Here is a 15,833-nt window from a genome sequence, read left to right as displayed (position 1 = left end):
GGTAGTAATGGGTAAGGTGGCATTGTTGGTTACGGTTACGGTTCCTCCACAATTATCTGTTGCCGTAGGTGGCGTTAAAGAAGTTACTTGGCATTGTGCTGTTACATCAGGCAGAGGATTTATATCTGGAACAGGCGGTGTATTATCTGTAGCCGCACAAGAAGCGGTTAAAGTTAAGGCAGGAGGAATTGCGTTAAAAGCAGAGGTGTAAGTCGCATCTGCCTCAGTGTTGGTTTGATAATAGTTCGAAAGATTTGAAAATGCCAATTTTGCGGCGGCTATACCTCCAGAAGAAAAGTCATAAGTGCCATTATAAATGGCAATGTCAAATTCATCTCCGGGGCCTGGGCCTGCACCTAAGCCTAAGGCAGTTCTTGAGGCTGTAGTATCATCTAAACCATTAGGCAGTCCAGTTTCATTACTGTCCGTTTTGTCACCTGCAAATATGGTAGATTCTACATTGTTAGCAAAAAGGAATCGTGGATTGTTAGCAGCATTTGAGCTGCCTCCTGGATTTGAAGCGTCTTGAAATGCAATTATCTGATCTCCTAATGTTGAGAGTAAAAATGTAGTACCAGTAATACGAGAATCTGTATAACCAACAAAACTGGCTGGATTATCTGTATACTGAATGATATCGCCAGCAGTTAATCCTCCGCTGGGAACAGTAAAAGAAAAAGCGGATTCGGCACAAGGTGTGCTAAAACCAGCAGCATCTGCACCGCACTCAGTAAAGTAGATGACAGTGTTTGCTGAAAGGTCAACAAACGTTACGAAAGCAAAGTCATCGGCACCTCGAGTTTGAACAAAAAATACTGCAATATCACCAGCAGCTAAGGTGGTTTGCGCACTTAGCTTTGGAACTGAAGAAAATAATAGAAGGAAAAAAAAAGATACTCCTAAGAATGAATTTTTCAAAATGGAAGGTTTTGGTTAATTATAAAAGCTGCGGAATTTGATTCCGCAGCTAAAATATGAAAAAACTTAGTTTCTAGAAGGAAAAATTCCTTGTAATGCAATTACAAAATTTACAGCTTGATATGGATTTTTTATACTAAACGATAAGTTTCCACCAGCATTAGCAGTATTCCCTGAAATTGCTACATTGGGAGTTGAACCAGTCTGAATATTATTAGCAGAAGTATTAAAAAGATTTGCATTTTCTGATGCTCCAATGTTCTTATTGGTAGGATCTGCATCTACTCCATCATCATCATTGGCTAGTAAATGCCCAGTTAATCCAACGCCACTATGGTTGTGAGTAGGCATTTCTGCTTGAGATAATGTATGCACTTCAGCACCGCCTTTCTGACCTATTTGAACAGGAGAAAGTCCAGGTCCGTTTCCATAGCTAATAGGCATTCTTCCTCTTAAATCAGGAAGACCAAAGGTTGTTCTACCATCTCCTCCATACTGTGTTCCTATTATTGAAAATAAAGCAGTGTTTGAAGAAATAGCTAATAATTGTCCATTACATAATGCCCAACCTCTGGGTGCGAAGTTTCCTCCAAACATCATGATTTGTCCGATAAATGGTTCCATATAAATATATTTTTTGGGTTAAGTCACAAATGTATACAATATATCAAGATGATATAGGAGTAATAATACCTGAAATGTAAATCAGGTATAAACACGTAATCCTTAAATTTTTTCAGATGAAATGAAAAGTTTCCTAAAAATAGGATTAAGAATTAGTTTACAATTTCACAAAACAACGCTTCTTCTTCTTTAAAAACCTTAACTAAGGAAACTTTTGTTAGCCCCTTAATGCCTTTGTCCCATGCCTTGTTGCTTAGTTGGGTAGCTTGTTTTAGATCTGAAAGTAGCATTTTGGATTGTTTTTTGAGTATGTCGTGTATGATTTTTTCATTTTCGCTTAAGCTCACTTGTTTTTTTTCTGGTCTCATTTGTGGGAAAAACAAGACTTCCTGTATAGACTGATTATTGGTGAGAAACATAATAAGACGATCCATTCCAATACCCAATCCGCTAGTTGGAGGCATTCCGTATTCTAAGGCCCGGAGAAAATCATTATCTATAAACATCGCTTCGTCATCACCTCTTTCAGAAAGTTTTAATTGTGCTTCAAAACGTTCTCTTTGGTCTATTGGGTCATTTAATTCAGAATAGGCATTAGCTATTTCTTTTCCACAAACCATCAACTCAAAACGTTCTGTTAATTCTGGATTTTCACGATGCGCCTTACAAAGGGGGCTCATCTCTTTAGGATAATCTGTAATGAATGTTGGTTGTATAAAGTTGCCTTCGCATTTTTCACCAAAAATTTCATCAATAAGTTTTCCTTTACCCATAGTGTCATCAACAGCAACACCCATATCAAGTGCGGCTTTTCTGATTTCGGCTTCAGTCTTATTGGTAATATCAAAGCCAGTATATTTTATGATGGCGTCTGTCATCGTCACTCTTGGGTAGGGTGCTTTAAAATCTATTTTATTTTCTCCAAAAATCGCCGTTGTCTTCGCATTTACTTCTCTGGCACAATGCTCCAAAAGATTTTCTGTAAACTCCATCATCCAATTGTAGTCTTTATAAGCCACATAAATTTCCATAGCAGTAAATTCTGGATTGTGGGTACGATCCATTCCTTCATTTCTGAAGTTCTTTGAAAACTCGTATACACCATCAAATCCGCCCACAATTAACCTTTTTAGATAGAGTTCGTTGGCAACACGCATATAAAGTGGAATGTCTAGGCTGTTGTGGTGGGTTACAAATGGCCTTGCGGCAGCCCCACCGGGAATAGGTTGTAAAATAGGTGTTTCCACTTCAAAATATCCTTTGTCATTAAAAAAATTACGCATTGCATTGAACAACTTTGTACGCTTTACAAAGACCTCTTTTACCTGCGGATTTACCACAAGGTCAACATAGCGCATGCGATATCGAAGTTCAGGGTCGTTAAACCCATCGTGCTTATTACCCTCAGCATCTACTTTGGGTAGCGGTAAAGGTCTTAGCGTTTTGCTCAATAATTCAAAATTATTAACCATTATGGTTTTCTCACCTACTTTAGTGGTGAAAAGAGTACCTTCAACACCTATGAAATCACCAAGATCAATCAACTTCTTAAAGACCTCATTATATTTTGATTTGTCTTCACCCAAGCATATTTCATCCCGATTAAAATACAGTTGAATACGACCCTCGCTATCTTGTAACTCTGCAAATGAAGCTTTACCTTGAATTCTAGCAGACATTAATCTACCGGCTACAATTACTTTTTTGTCTTCTTCAAAATTTTCTTTTATCTGAGTAGAAGTATGATCTACCGGATACAGATTGGCTGGAAAGGGATTGATTCCTAATTCCCTAAGCTTTACTAGTTTCTCTCTTCTTATGAGCTCCTGTTCTGAAAGTTGCATGCGTAAATTTTATGGTACTATGATTTTTTTAGAAGTCGCAAAGATACGCACATTTAGGTTAATTTATTATAGCTTATTTAAGACTTTGATGCTGGTATTAAAGTAGTTTTTAATTGGCCATATTACAACCCAAAAAGTATTTTTTTAAAAGCGTAAAACATATTTTTATATCTTTCGTTTTTTAGATAAAGTAAGATCATGAGTATATGGAGAGTTTTGCTAGCTATTATCTTTCCGCCTTTAGCTGTTTTGGATAAAGGCTGTGGATCAATATTAATTGTTTTTATTTTGTGGATACTTGGTTGGATCCCAGGCGTAATTGCTGCGTTAATTATATTAAATAACCCAAATAAATAAGAATATCGTGAATAAAATTTTTAATTGTTTTCTAGCATTGTTGTTAGTGGTCTTAACCTCATGTAATTTTTCAGAAGAGCTATTTTTAAATACTGATGGGTCTGGAAGATTATCTATCAAATTTGATGGGTCTGAATTGTTGAAAATGGGAAATGATATGGGTTCTATAGAGGGCTCTGGAAAGGTTATGGATTCTGTTATATCATTTAAGAAATTGTTGGAAGAGAAGAAAGATAGTATTGCAACATTAACAGAGGAAGAGCAAGAAAAATTAAAAAAATTAGAACCTTTTAACTTGCATATGGTAATGAATGAAGAAACGGGAGATATGAAGATTGATATGTATACCGATTTTACAGAGGTTTCAGAATTATCTGATGTATTTAGTGCTTTTCAAAATGCAGGTGCTTTTGGCAATCAGGGTATGGGAGCTTCTCAGAGCCAGCAAGATATACTGTCCACAGGCGAACCTACAGAAATGAGTTATACCTTAAATGGAAATACATTCAAAAGAACAAATAAGGTAGTAGATTATGATCTGTTACAAAAGAATGTAGATAGTTTAGGTAAAATGGAACTTTTTCTTGGCAGTTCTACCTATAAGTTAATTTATCACTTCTCAACACCAGTAAAATCGGTCTCAAAAAAAGGTGCTTTCTATAGCGAAGATAGAAAGACAGTGACCATTGAGGTTCCTTTTATGGATTATATGAGGGATCCTGAAATACTAAATTTAGAGATAGAGCTAAGTAATTAAGAAAACTATCTTTCTTGTATATCTTATCTTTGCATCATGAATAAAGATGTAAGATTAGAAGATCTAGGTTTAATGGATTATAAGGAAGCCTGGGATCTTCAAGAGCAGCTTTTCAAGGCTGTAGTAGATCGTAAAATCAAGAATAGACGAAATAAAGAAAATATTTCTACTGAGAATCACTTTCTTTTTGTAGAGCATCCCCATGTGTTTACGCTTGGAAAAAGTGGCGAACTTTCTAATCTTTTGTTGGATGAAACCCAATTAAAAGAACGAAATGCGGTTTTTTATAAAATAAATAGGGGAGGAGATATTACGTATCATGGTCCTGGTCAAATTGTAGGTTATCCAATTCTCGACTTAGATAATTTTTTCACAGACATTCACAAATATCTTCGGTTTTTAGAGGAAGTAATAATAAAGACCTTAGAAGAATATGGAGTAAAGGCAACCAGAAGTGAAGGAGAGACCGGAGTTTGGTTAGATGTTGGCACCCCATTTGCAAGAAAAATATGTGCTATGGGCGTAAGGGCTTCTAGATGGGTAACTATGCATGGTTTTGCCTTAAATGTGAATACTAATTTAGGTTACTTTGACCATATTATTCCCTGCGGAATTAAGGACAAATCTGTAACCTCTTTAAAGGCAGAACTTGGGGTAGAGGAGGTGCCAACAAATGTGGTCAAACAAAAAATATTGTATCATTTCTCCCAAATGTTTGAAGCAAACATTATTAATACAACGTTAGTTCGACATAAATAACGTCAGTTCGACGTAAACAAGAATTAAAATCGATTTCGATTTTGTCTTTTTCCGCATTATAACAAGGTTTTCCGTTAAGAATTTTCGAAGCCCCGATCGTTCGGGGGAGAAATGTAAATTCATGAACTCCTTTATACAAAATAAAATTTAGTGAACTAAAATTTAGGAAAGCCTTGTGGTTTTGTCCACTTTCTGGACAAAAATACCTTGGAAATAGAAGATTCATGAATACCTTCATGCAAAATAGATATGACATAAACTAAAAAGTGTCTTTTCTTTGGGTTCATTTTCGAACCCTGAGCAGTCGCAAGGTGGACAAACAAAGAAAATAAACGTACGTAACTTACATGCTGTATTTTTAATAATTCAAAACCCCTATTTAAGATTAAAATATAAAACTGAAATTAGATTGAACTCACGTTAATTAGTGTTTTATAAAAATCATACAATATTTTTGTTGCAAATAGTTAGCTATAAAAAAATCTTCTTGGTCCAAAACGAGAAATAAATCTAAATAGTTTAGTTTAACTCATACACAAGAATGGTATTCGCTTCGCCTTTGGTTACAATGGCTATTTTTTGATCATTTTTCACAGAAGCTAGGTCTATTGGCGAATTTCCATAGACAGGAAAGTTAGAGATGCTTTTGCCTTGACTGTCAAAAAGGTATGTTTTGTTAACTTGTAAATCAGTAACCGAAATATAAATTTTATTTTTTACGTAAAACAGTTGCGGTGCTGTGTAGATTCCAAAATCTAACTCTACTTGCTTTCCTTTAATAGTTAGTATATTATCAGAAAGACTAACGAAGGTTTTGCTGGTAGCATCAATTTTGTGATTGTCTTGTAATCCGAGCCCAATGCGGTTAATATTTCCTTTAAAATCAATTTGTACTAAATTACCCGAAGTATCAGTTGTAGTGATAAGATTTTTATAAAGATATACTTGATTTCCAGAAAGTTTTAATTCTCCCTTTATCTTAACCCTCGTTTTTCCTCGCCGGTCCAGAATACTCAAATAATCTGTTTGTGGAATAACAATATAATCTTTACCTGATACTCTAAAATGTGACGGATTATTTTTAATTGGTTTTTTAGATTTTCTAAAAGTGAAACCTTCAACTGGCTCTCCTGCATTATCAAACATAAAAACTTCCTGTTCAGCTGAAACTAAAAAGCGGTAGTTTCTATTTTTATCATAATCAAATACGGATAAAGGTTGAGTTATTGTTGAGTTGATGGCAATAGGAAAGGGAGAGACATCATTACCCTTTAAGTCTATAACATGAAGCTCTTTGTTAGTATTGAATGCTAATTGAAGCCTTCCATTTCTATAAAGGTCTACCTGTTGTATTTTACCAATGATAGGGTCATTTATTTTTTTCTTCCAACGAATTTTTCCTTCATTTGAAATTAAGTATAATTGATGTTTTTTATCTTGAATGACAATATCTTTTTTGTCTGTTCTATGATTAATAATGAATTGGGGGGAGTTTAGTACATCCTCTTCTAAGGTAACTGTGAAAAGTTGAGAAACTGTACCTGCATTTTTCTTTTGCTTGAATTGATAAATAGCGCCATTGGTATGCAAAAACCCTTTGTCTGAAACAAATTGAAAGGCAAAAAGAGGATAATTGGTAAGGGGTACTTTTTTTAAGCTTTTTGAAACTTTTGGATTCCCATTTTTAATTAGCATATTTTGGATTTCAGGATTGATGCCGATAGCTAAGATGGAAGATTGATCGTTTAATCCCTGCATTAATTCTTTAAAAGCTAAGCTGTTATATAGTGTAGACTTGTTTTGATAATTATCTATTACCACATGTAATTGGGGCAAATTTTCTGCAAAAACAATAAAGTCATCTAAAACAGCGTAAAAGTTTGCAGCAATATTTTTAATGAGTGGGGATAATTCATTTACTAAAAAGGCATATGTTTCTAATTTGTATATTGAAATACTTCTATGTGTGTCACCTATGCTACTGTAGGGTTCCAATTCTATCTTTGCACCTTCTGTATTTGTAAAATGTAATGCTGCAACCTCACCTTCATTTGTATAAATAATTCCCGTTTCATCAGAGAAAGGCATAATTTGGGGAATAGTCTTTGAAACTACTTTATCTTTGTTGTATGTTTTTAATTCTTTGCTTAAGTCTTCCCAATTAGAGTAACTAAAAGACAAAACACCTTTTGCATTTAAAGGAGTAATCTTTGCTAATGAATTTTCTGCCGCCTTAGAATTTTCAAAAACAGAAATAATGGAACCTAAGGAGTCTTGCGAGATCGCAATTCCGTTAAGACGGATGCTTTGTTGTTCTATGTTAGTGTCAACACCTATCCAGCTGCTCAAGGAAGCATCATTTATGAAATCTTTTTGAGGAAATAAATATTTTAAAAAAGAATTTGAACGTTTGCTATCGATAAAAATAGATGCCGCAGAGTTTTCATTTGCTGAAGCAAAGATTTTTTTCAATGAAGTATCTGGCTCAAAAGTAGAAGATTGCTTTTGGCGTATAATATTTTCAATCACTAATTTAGATGAGGATATAATAGTGACTCCTTCTAATTCTGTGTGGTAAGAGGTCTGACCCTTAAGAGTGATCTCATCTAAACTTCTATTTTCATACTTATATCTTTCAGATACTACATCCTGCAAACTGTCTTTTTTAAAGAAACCTTCCGTTTTTTCCGAGATAAGAGTGTATTCAAAATTGTCTTTACCTACCTCATTAAAACACAACAGTATTTCTTTATTGGTTTCAATATAATTTAGCCTAGAAATAAAATCATTGAAATCACTATAAATTGGGGTATTGATGAATTGTGCTAAAAAATCATTATTTCTCAGGTTGTTTTTAAAGGAGGTAAGATCATTTATTTGAACAATGGAGAATGCCTCTTTTGGGACATAACCCAAAAGCCCAGATGTTTTTCTCTCTTTTTGTTGGCAGCTAATAAAAAAAACAAGAACCAATAAAATTAGTTTTCTCATGCTCAAAAGAATTTACTGCAAAAGTATAAAACTCAAAGTTCCAATTTTAATTGTTCGGGAAGTAAACGAAAACTTTTTCTGTGATATTTAGTAATCCCGTATTTCCTAATCGCTTCTCTATGCTCTTTTGTAGGGTATCCCTTGTTTTGTTTCCAATTATACATAGGGTATTCTTCATGGATTTGCTCCATGTAAGTATCTCTATAAGTTTTGGCGAGTACAGATGCCGCGGCAATACTCATATATTTGGTATCTCCTTTTATAATACATTTGTAAGGTGTATTTCCTAGAGGTTTGAATCTATTACCATCTACAATAATAAAATCGGGATTGCATCCCATCTTATATATAGCATGATGCATTCCTTTAATAGAAGCATTTAAAATATTGATTTTATCAATTTCTTTTGGATAAATATGTGCAACTCCAAAAAAAGAGGCCTCTTCTTCTACAATAATCCGGAAAAAATCTCGTTTTACGCGCGAGAGTTGTTTTGAATCGGTAAGTTCTTTGTGTGTAAAATTAGGTTTTAGCACTACCGCCGCAGCTGTTACGGGGCCTGCAAGGCAACCTCTTCCGGCTTCATCGGTGCCAGCCTCAATTCCGTCTTGTTTGAAATATCTTAATAATAATGCCAACTTTGTTCTTTCTTTTGCATTAAACTTAAGTATTTGGTAAGGAAAATTCAAATAATTCAAAACTCTTTGTCATTTTTAACACACCCCTTCTATCTTTTATTTGGTTTATTAAGAAATAATTAAGAAGTTTGCGACTGACTAAATCAAATTAATTAAATATGAGATCAAAGTTTACTTGGATGTTAACGCTATTCTTAGCGTTAATGGTGCAAATTACTTTTGCACAGGAAAAAACGGTTACCGGTAACGTGACGGACCAATCTGGTTTGCCACTGCCCGGAGTTAACGTTGTGGTTAAAGGTACTACTACGGGTACACAAACTGATTTTGACGGAAACTATGCTATCAAGGCAAGTGTTGGTCAAGCATTAGTGTTTACCTATTTAGGACAAAAAACTACAGAACGTGTAGTAACTTCAGCAAATACTATCAATGTACAGATGGTAGAAGATGCAGAGGCACTAGAAGAGGTGGTAGTAACTGCCCTTGGTATTGAGCGTTCGGCAAGGTCTTTAGGGTACGCAGTATCTACTGTTAAATCTGAAGATTTAAATGTTGTACGTGAAACAAACGTATTGAATGCACTACAAGGTAAAGCTAGTGGTGTTAGAATTCAAAACCAAAGTGGTAACGTTGGGGGTTCTACAAAAATTTTAATTAGGGGTAATGCATCCCTCGGAGAAAACAATCAACCACTTTGGGTGGTAGATGGTGTTCCTGTTTCGGATCAGAACATTGCTTCTGGTTCAAGAATTCAGGGTGGATTTGACTTTGGTAACAGAGCCCAGGATATTAATCCTGATGATGTTGAAAGTATATCTGTATTAAAAGGTGCTTCTGCTGCTGCTCTTTACGGGTCTCGTGCTGCTAATGGTGTTATTATTGTAACTACTAAGAAAGGTAAGACGGGTTCAAAAGCTAGTTTTAGTTTAAGTACAGACATTAGGTTTGACAATCCATTAAGATTACCAGATTTTCAGGAAAACTTTGTTTCTGGAGATCAAGGAGTGTATGATTTTACTCAAGCAGATGGGCAACAAGCAACTGCTGGTTGGGGTCCTTCTTTAGGAGATGTGAGCGGTCAGACATATACAAATGTTCTTGGACAGACAGTTCCATTTCAGTTATTTAGAAATAGAGTAGAAGACTTTTATGAGACAGGTGTTACCAAAATCACAAGTTTTAGTGTTTCTGGTGCTTCTGGAGTAGGAGATGATTACAGATTGAGTTCTTCATACACAGAGCAAGAAGGGGTTTTGCCTAACAACGCTTTAAACAGATTTAATTTAGGTATGAATGCAGGTAAGGTATTGACTGAAAAACTAAAGTCAAGATTTTCTGTGAATTATGTTCGTACTAATACAAGAGGTACTGGTGCTGGTGGAGCAAACGATCCTAACGTTTTAACAAATATCGTTAACGGTCTTCCAATCAACACAGATGTAAGCCTTTTCAGACCTTGGATAGATGATCAAGGAAACCAACTGGGTCAAGTAGGTAATCAAACTAATAACCCATATTGGGTAGCAAATGAAAATGCACCACAGGTAACTGTAGAGCGTTTCTTTGGTAATGCTTCTTTAGAATTTTTGCCAATTGAAGATTTGACTTTACTAGGAAGAGTTGGTTATGATACTTACTCTGATGAGCGTCTTCTTGTGAATCAAGTAAATACAGTAGGTCGTGCTGATGGTAATTTCCGTGATGATTTATTCAGAAACCGAGAATTAACGTTAGATTTCTTAGCTACTTATGATAAGCAAATCAATGATGACTTTAATGTTACTTTTCGTACAGGTACGCAATGGAATGAGAGAGTTTTTAATCAATTAAGTAATGTTGCAACTGGTTTAACAGTTCCAGGATTATTTGATCCAGGTAATGCCGGCGCAAATGTGCCAATTAAAGGTTTTAGTAAAAGAAGAATCTTTGGTGTTTTTGGTGATTTGACTTTAGATTATAAAAACTGGTTGATTTTGAATGCTACTGCTCGTAACGACTGGTCTTCAACGCTTCCAGCTGATAACAATAGCTTCTTCTATCCTTCCGTTTCATTAAGTTGGATATTTACAGATGCTCTTAAAATTGATAGCGACGTATTTAGTTACGGTAAGCTTAGAGGTACTTGGGCAAACGTTGGTAATGATACAAGACCATACCTTTTAGATTTTACATTTAATCCAGATCAAGGTTACTTCGGACAGTTTGGTACTGGTGGTAACTTCCCTTTCGACGGGCAATTGGCATTTAACAGTAATAGTTTCTTAACAGATCCAAATCTAAAGCCAGAAAATCAGCAAAGTGTAGAAATAGGTCTTGAACTTGGTTTACTAAAAAACAGAATAAACATAGACGCTACTTATTATAGAAATGTTACTCAAGATCAAATCCTTTTCTTGCCTACACCACAAACCAGTGGGTATACTTCACTTTTAACTAACATTGGAGAGATTAGCAATAAGGGTATTGAATTAGAACTTAACGCTAGAATCCTTGACGGTGACTTCAAGTGGGATATTGATTATAACTTCACTAAGAATGAGTTTAGGGTAGAAGATTTAGGTGATTTACCTGGTGGTCGTTATGTGCTTCCGGATACAGAATTTAATGGACTTCAGATCGTAGCCGATGAAGGTGGTGATCTTGAATTGTTTGGTAGAAAATTTGCCAGAGTAGAGGATGCAGACGGAAATCCAATCGAAGATCAAATATTGGTTAATTCAGATGGTATTCGTCAATCAGGTGAGGATGGTAAATTAGGAAGTATTAACCCAGATTTCATTATGGGACTTACTTCAGCATTTAGCTGGAAAGGTTTTACGCTATCAACAACTTTTGATTATAGAGAAGGTGGAAAGATATTCTCAAATACCGTAGGTCTTCTTAGAAGAGCTGGTCTTGCTGAAGAAACTGCTGTCAATAACAGAGAGGTGTTTGTTGATGCAAATACGTTCCAAGCAGATGGTACTCCTAATACAACTCCAGTGAGCAGTGTTCAAAATTATTGGGCTGCTTTCTCAAGTGCATCTATTATTGAAGGAAATGTTTTTGACGCTACGTTTATCAAGTGGAGAGAACTGAGTTTATCTTATTCTTTCTCTCAGAAAATACTTGAAAAAACTCCATTTAAAGGTTTAAAAGTAGGTATCCAAGGTCGTAACCTGGCAATTTTCAATTCTGATGTTCCTCATATAGATCCAGAAGCAGGATTGTTTGGTTCTAATAGTAACACCCAAGGTATTGAGCGTGGTGGTGTACCTTCATCAAGAAGTCTTGGTTTTAACTTACAAGTTAATTTCTAAAATATAAAACATGAAAAGATTTAATATAAAAAAATTAGGTGTTCTTTGTATGGCATCGCTCACAATACTAATGAGTGGGTGTGAGGGTTCTATCGAAGGCATCAATACAAACCCGTTCGCTGCAACGAACATTGATCCTTCATTGTTGTTCCCTCAAATTATCTTGGCGGTTTCTCAACAAAGAACGATTGAATTGAACTCAATTAATATTCAAGCACAACACTGGACTTCTGGTGGTTCTGCTGGAGTATTTCGTAATCCTGAGAGATATATCATTAGTGCAAATACAACCAACAATGTTTGGTTTGCAGAATATGCAACTGCCTTGAGAAACTTACAACAGGTGAGATTGTTAACAGAGCAGAATAACCCTGGAAACCTTCATGTTATTGGTCAGGCAAAAGTTATGGAAGCATTCACTTTCTTCAACTTGACACAGGTTTATGGGCAGGTTCCTTTCTCGGAAGCTACGCAGCCAGCAGATTTTCCTAATCCAAATTTTGATTTGCAAGAAGATGTGCTTTTAGGGGTAGTATCAAGATGTGATGAAGCAATCGCTCTTTTGAATGGTCCTTCTGATGGGATCATAACTGGAGGTGATCTTATCTACGGTGGAGATGCTTCACTTTGGATTAAATTTGCAAATACATTAAAGTTACAGGCTTTAATGCTTATAGCTAATGTGAATCCTTCATCAGTACAAGCACAAATTCAAGCGTTAGTCTCTCAGCCTCTTATTGTAGCTGTGTCTGATGAAGCGAAACTAGATTATACTGCAAGTATAGGTAATGAGAACCCTATTTGGAATACCTTGAATCTATTTTCAGGTGGAGACAATATCTTTTGGTATTCAGGAGCTACTCTAGTAGACTTAATGAACAATCTTGGTGACCCTCGTCGTGCAACTTATTTCGATTTAAATTCTGATGGTCAGTATGCAGGTCAAAATCAAGGTGTATTTAGTCCTACCGGAATTTCACCTATCAGTTTAAATATTATTCGCAGAGAAATGCCGGATAGATATGCTTCCGCTTCGGAAACACATTTCTTATTAGCTGATGCAGCTGCCAATGGTATAATTTCAGGTGGTTTGGCTCAGGCTAATACATATCTTCAAGATGGAGTAAGACTTTCTATGGATTTTTATGATGGTAAGCCTGGATCTATTTCTGCTGGAGATAAAACTGCGTATTTGGCATCACTTCCAGATATTTCAGGTCTTTCTACTGCTGATGCTTTACGTGTAATTCATGAACAACAGTACATTGATTTATTTACAAGAGGCATAGAAGCTTGGACATTATGGAAAAGAACCAAAACTCCAACTTTTGAGCAGCCAGCGAGTGCACAGCTTTCTGATATCATAAGAAGGTATCCTTATCCAGCTAGTGAAACTGCATCAAACCCTAATGCCCCTGCTCAGCAGCCATTAGATTCACCAATGTGGTTTGAAAATTAGTATTTAATAAACTAAGCATTAAAATATCTTAAAAAGCACCCATGATTTTTCATGGGTGTTTTTGTGTTTAACATATTCTAATGAGCAATTAAAGGCAAAAAAATTACCTTTGCCATAAATCCTTTGGAATGAAATATAAAATAGTGGTTTTCATTTTCTTTTTTAGCTCACTTTCTTGTATTGCGCAAGTGGAAGAAGAAAATAAGAAGCAATTTATTTCTGGAAATCTTTCTACAAAATCCGTATCAGATAAAAACGCATTCTTAGATAGTGTTTCTATTAAAGACTATAAAATTATAAGCTATCAAAAAGATACTACTTATTTGGATACCTCTCTCACAATTCAAAAGGAATATAAGTTTAATTACTTGAGAAAAGACGATTTTGAATTATTGCCTTTTTCTAACGTGGGGCAATCATATAATAAATTAGGTCATGTGTTTAGTGGGGCAACTCAATTTCCACAGCTAGGTGCCAATGCCAAGCATTTTAATTATATGCAGGCTGAGGATATCAATTACTATCATGTACCAACACCAGTTACCGAATTATTTTTTAAAACGGTGATGGAGCAAGGGCAATTGGCAGATGGTTTTTTTACAGCAAACACCTCAGAAAGGTTTAATTTTTCAATTGCGAATAAAGGATTACGCTCTCTTGGTAAATACCAGAATATCAGATCTAGTGTAGGTAATTTTAGGTTTACGGTCAATTTTAGAAGTAAAAATAATAGATATTTTCTTCGAGGACATTGGGTGTCTCAGGATATCGCTAATCAAGAAAATGGAGGTATCACCAATAGAAGTCAGTTTGAAAGTGGAGAAGAAGAGTTTACTGATAGATCCAGAATAGATGTTGCTTTTCAAGATGCAGAAAATTTTTTGGTAGGAAAAAGATATTTTATAGACCATCGTTATTATTTAAAGCAAAACAAAGATTCAATCAAGTATGCTAAGATAAGCTTGGGGCATCAGTTTAATTATGAGACAAAGTTATATAGATACTTACAAACTTCTGCCGATGATTTTTTTGGAGATTCATTCCAGAGTGCTAATTTAGTGGATCGTTCTCAGCTTAGAGCAATGTTTAATAAGGTAGATGTAACTTATGATAACCATATTACAGGAGAAGTAAGTTTAAAGGCTATAAGCTATAACTACGATTATTTCTTTAAAAGCATCCTGTTCACAAATAGTGGTGTCATTCAGAACCAATTAAAAGGAAATGAGTTTGCATTAGAAGCTTCATGGAACAAACAAATAGGAGATTTTGCAATTGATTTTGATGGAGTAACTAATATCTCTGGAGAATTGGGTGGGACAAATATAACCGCCTCTGCATTTTATAAATTAAAAAATGCAGGATTTGCAAAAATAGGAGTACACAGCAGTAGCAGAATGCCAGATTTTAATGCCTTGCTATATCAAAGCAATTATATAGCTTATAATTGGCAGAATGATCAAGTTTTTCAAAAGCAAGATCAAAAAGGAGCGGAGCTTACCCTAAATTTGAATAAATGGTTTAATATTTCTGTTAATTATGACATTCTTGATAATTACACTTATTTTACGACTAGTTCAGAAGCCGAAGGAGCTCAGGTGATTCCAGTTCAAAATAATGGGTCTATCAATTATCTAAAAGTTAAGTTTAGTAATGAATTTAAACTTGGAAAGTTTGCCCTAGCCAATACCGTAATGTATCAGAATGTAGATCAAGACAATTTGGTGCTTAATGTCCCAGAATTGGTCACTCGCAATACGCTTTATTTTTCAGATCACCTTTTTAAGAAAGCGATGTATTTGCAAACAGGAATTACTTTTAAGTATTTTTCTTCCCATTATACTGATGCATACAACCCTTTGCTCGCTGAATTTTATACCCAGAATACGGAAAAGTTTGGGGGTTTCCCATTAATTGACTTTTTTATTAATGCTAAGGTGAAGCAAACCCGCATTTATTTGAAGGCAGAACACTTTAATTCGCCTTTTTCTGAAGCTAAATTTTACTCAGCTCCAGATTATCCTTATCGCGATTTCATAGTAAGGTTCGGGTTGGTATGGAACTTTTTTATCTAAATACCTTCATAATGTCTAATTCTTCAATTAAATTTTCTCTTTAACTCTTTGATATTCAGCATAGGTTATAAATAGTTTAAAAAAAGTGGATTAAAAAGTTGTTATAAGG

At 35.0% G+C, this 15,833-nt stretch carries 11 protein-coding genes; 6 read left to right on the top strand and 5 right to left on the bottom strand.

The features are described from left to right. The 3 genes from WBG07_RS18280 to lysS form a co-directional block, all read right to left on the bottom strand. A partial coding sequence (locus tag WBG07_RS18280) for a hypothetical protein (RefSeq protein WP_340203430.1) occupies positions 1–918 on the bottom strand: 918 nt, incomplete at its 3' end. 66 nt (positions 919–984) lie between these two features. Further along, on the bottom strand, positions 985–1,542 hold the full coding sequence (locus tag WBG07_RS18275) for a phage tail protein (RefSeq protein WP_340203429.1): 558 nt from the start codon (positions 1,540–1,542) through the stop codon (positions 985–987). 152 nt (positions 1,543–1,694) lie between these two features. Next, a complete protein-coding gene (gene lysS / locus WBG07_RS18270; RefSeq protein ID WP_340203428.1) occupies positions 1,695–3,386 on the bottom strand; it encodes a lysine--tRNA ligase in 1,692 nt (563 codons plus the stop codon). A gap of 198 nt (positions 3,387–3,584) precedes the next feature. Here lysS and WBG07_RS18265 point away from each other — a divergent pair, with 198 nt between their 5' ends. From WBG07_RS18265 to lipB, 3 genes are read left to right on the top strand one after another with little or no spacing between them, the layout of a single operon-like run. Next, positions 3,585–3,743, top strand: coding sequence for a YqaE/Pmp3 family membrane protein (locus WBG07_RS18265; RefSeq protein ID WP_340203426.1), 159 nt, complete (start codon positions 3,585–3,587; stop codon positions 3,741–3,743). Between the two features lie 7 nt (positions 3,744–3,750). After that, on the top strand, positions 3,751–4,500 hold the full coding sequence (locus tag WBG07_RS18260; RefSeq protein WP_340203425.1) for a hypothetical protein: 750 nt from the start codon (positions 3,751–3,753) through the stop codon (positions 4,498–4,500). A 36-nt stretch (positions 4,501–4,536) separates the two neighbouring features. Then, on the top strand, positions 4,537–5,259 hold the full coding sequence (gene lipB, locus WBG07_RS18255; protein WP_340203424.1) for a lipoyl(octanoyl) transferase LipB: 723 nt from the start codon (positions 4,537–4,539) through the stop codon (positions 5,257–5,259). A 519-nt stretch (positions 5,260–5,778) separates the two neighbouring features. Here lipB and WBG07_RS18250 read toward each other — a convergent pair. Together WBG07_RS18250 and WBG07_RS18245 are read right to left on the bottom strand one after the other, a co-directional pair. After that, the gene (locus WBG07_RS18250; protein ID WP_340203423.1) at positions 5,779–8,250 is read right to left on the bottom strand and encodes a hypothetical protein; all 2,472 of its coding nucleotides are present in this window, start codon (positions 8,248–8,250) and stop codon (positions 5,779–5,781) included. A 32-nt stretch (positions 8,251–8,282) separates the two neighbouring features. Beyond that, positions 8,283–8,888 carry a ribonuclease HII gene (locus WBG07_RS18245; RefSeq protein ID WP_340203431.1) on the bottom strand — a complete coding sequence of 202 codons (606 nt, stop codon included), beginning with the start codon at positions 8,886–8,888 and terminating at the stop codon, positions 8,283–8,285. Between the two features lie 158 nt (positions 8,889–9,046). On the opposite strand from WBG07_RS18245, the gene WBG07_RS18240 reads away from it, so the two are divergent. From WBG07_RS18240 to WBG07_RS18230, 3 genes are all read left to right on the top strand, one after another. Then, complete coding sequence (locus WBG07_RS18240; RefSeq protein WP_340203422.1) at positions 9,047–12,190, top strand: SusC/RagA family TonB-linked outer membrane protein; 3,144 nt, start codon at positions 9,047–9,049, stop codon at positions 12,188–12,190. 10 nt (positions 12,191–12,200) lie between these two features. Continuing rightward, positions 12,201–13,649, top strand: a complete 1,449-nt coding sequence (locus WBG07_RS18235; RefSeq protein ID WP_340203420.1) for a SusD/RagB family nutrient-binding outer membrane lipoprotein — start codon at positions 12,201–12,203, stop codon at positions 13,647–13,649. 128 nt (positions 13,650–13,777) lie between these two features. Further along, positions 13,778–15,724, top strand: a complete 1,947-nt coding sequence (locus WBG07_RS18230; RefSeq protein WP_340203418.1) for a putative porin — start codon at positions 13,778–13,780, stop codon at positions 15,722–15,724. Positions 15,725–15,833 lie beyond the last annotated feature (109 nt).

The sequence above is a fragment of the Ascidiimonas meishanensis genome, assembly GCF_037782385.1.
GTDB lineage: Bacteria > Bacteroidota > Bacteroidia > Flavobacteriales > Flavobacteriaceae > Ascidiimonas > Ascidiimonas meishanensis.
This window is presented reverse-complemented; position numbering and strand designations above follow the sequence as displayed.

Coding starts and splice junctions, on each gene's coding strand:
- WBG07_RS18250 (WP_340203423.1), bottom strand. CDS start 8,250: ATGAGAAAACTAATTTTATTGGTTCTTGTTTTTTTTATTAGCTGCCAA.
- WBG07_RS18230 (WP_340203418.1), top strand. CDS start 13,778: ATGAAATATAAAATAGTGGTTTTCATTTTCTTTTTTAGCTCACTTTCT.
- lysS (WP_340203428.1), bottom strand. CDS start 3,386: ATGCAACTTTCAGAACAGGAGCTCATAAGAAGAGAGAAACTAGTAAAG.
- lipB (WP_340203424.1), top strand. CDS start 4,537: ATGAATAAAGATGTAAGATTAGAAGATCTAGGTTTAATGGATTATAAG.
- WBG07_RS18265 (WP_340203426.1), top strand. CDS start 3,585: ATGAGTATATGGAGAGTTTTGCTAGCTATTATCTTTCCGCCTTTAGCT.
- WBG07_RS18275 (WP_340203429.1), bottom strand. CDS start 1,542: ATGGAACCATTTATCGGACAAATCATGATGTTTGGAGGAAACTTCGCA.
- WBG07_RS18235 (WP_340203420.1), top strand. CDS start 12,201: ATGAAAAGATTTAATATAAAAAAATTAGGTGTTCTTTGTATGGCATCG.
- WBG07_RS18240 (WP_340203422.1), top strand. CDS start 9,047: ATGAGATCAAAGTTTACTTGGATGTTAACGCTATTCTTAGCGTTAATG.